Below are 1,071 nucleotides of genomic sequence, written 5' to 3'. Positions count from 1 at the left end.
TCGCAGCCTTCGCGGTGCGCGACCGGGCGGGCCACGAAGCCCTGCCGCTCGCCTTCGACCACGCCGACATCCTCGCCCTGGCGATCCTGCGGCTGCGGGGCAAGCTCGACTATTCCGACGTCGGATTCGCGCTGCTGCCGGAGAGCTTCACCCTGCGCCAACTTCAGGACGTGCACGAGGCGATCCTGGGCACGTCCCTGAACAAGCCCGCCTTCCGCCGCCGAATGCTCGACCGCGGCTGGCTCGTCCCGACGGGCGCCCGCGAGGCCGGCACCTCGTTCCGGCCGGCCGAACTCTACCGGTTCCGCAAGCCGCTCTGATTCCAGCGAAAGGAGGCTCCCATGGCCACGATCCGCAACCTCGGCCCGGTCGCCCAGCTCAGGAGCGAGGCGAGCAGCCACGTCATCCGCTACCGCAACGGCCGCATCCGGCAGAGCGGGCGCGGCCTCGTGTTCTGGTTCCGGCCGGAGACCGCGAGCATCAGCGAGGTGCCGATGGACGACCGCGGGACCACTTTGTTCGTGCGCGGCCGCAGCCGGGACTTCCAGACCGTGGTGGTCCAGGGCACGATCGGCTGGCGCGTCGTCGATCCGGTGCTTCTGGCGAGCCGGATCGACTTCTCCCTCGGTCTGCGCACCGGCCGCCCGCAGGGCGAGCCGATCGAGCGCATCGAGGCGCGGCTTGGGGGCATCGCCGGCCAGACGGTGCTGCAGGCGATCGGCGGGAGCCCGGTGGGCACCCTCCTCGACGCCGGCCCCGAGCCGCTGCGCCTCACCCTCGAAGCCGTGCTGGGGGCGGCCCCGGCGTTGGCGGAGATCGGCATCGCGGTGGTCTCGGTGCGGCTCACCAACCTCGCGCCGTCGAGCGAGCTGGAGCGCGCGTTGCAGACGCCGACCTTCGAGGCGTTGCAGCAGAAGGCCGACGCCGCGACCTTCGCGCGCCGCGCCCTCGCGGTCGAGAAGGAGCGGGCCATCGCCGAGAACGAGCTGGAGACGCGCACGGAACTGGCCCGCCAGGAAGCCGTGCTCATCGCGCGGGAGGCGGAGAACGCCCGCGACCGCGCCGCCGGCC

1 protein-coding gene and 1 pseudogene are annotated in these 1,071 nt (G+C 72.7%); both read left to right on the top strand.

Annotated features, from left to right (window positions below; translation table 11 throughout):
- A pseudogene (locus FV222_RS27105) lies at positions 1 to 320 on the top strand (NUDIX hydrolase); the annotation flags it as partial.
- A gap of 21 nt (positions 321 to 341) precedes the next feature.
- Positions 342 to 1,071 (top strand): SPFH domain-containing protein (locus FV222_RS27100; protein ID WP_147816221.1); only part of this gene is annotated, 730 nt, incomplete at its 3' end.

The sequence above is a fragment of the Methylobacterium sp. WL103 genome, assembly GCF_008039885.1.
Taxonomy (GTDB): domain Bacteria; phylum Pseudomonadota; class Alphaproteobacteria; order Rhizobiales; family Beijerinckiaceae; genus Methylobacterium; species Methylobacterium cerastii.
This window is presented reverse-complemented; position numbering and strand designations above follow the sequence as displayed.